The 231-nt window shown below is 54.1% G+C and carries 1 pseudogene; it reads left to right on the plus strand.

The annotated features are described in order from the left end of the window. Positions 1–26: 26 nt before the first annotated feature. A pseudogene (locus ACTHRE_RS11210) lies at positions 27–231 on the plus strand (hypothetical protein); the annotation flags it as partial.

Raw genomic sequence — 231 nt, forward strand, 5'->3', positions numbered from 1 at the left:
GAAGTTGACGGTTCGGAGGGCGAACGATGACGACTTATCGTGATTTTGTACAACGCACGGTCGCCTGCCGCCATGCGGATTTAGAGCTGGGATTGAGCCGCGCACGCGAGCAAGAGCCGTGTGTCATTCATGTTTCCGACCTGTTGGATAAGGCAGGCATTGAGTACGCAGTGAGTATGGATAAGGATTTCCAGACGACCTTTTGTGTGGAGTTTTCCGCGACCGCTCCTG

Origin of the sequence: Neisseria sp. P0001.S007, assembly GCF_051963655.1 — a bacterium.
Lineage (GTDB): Bacteria > Pseudomonadota > Gammaproteobacteria > Burkholderiales > Neisseriaceae > Neisseria > Neisseria subflava_A.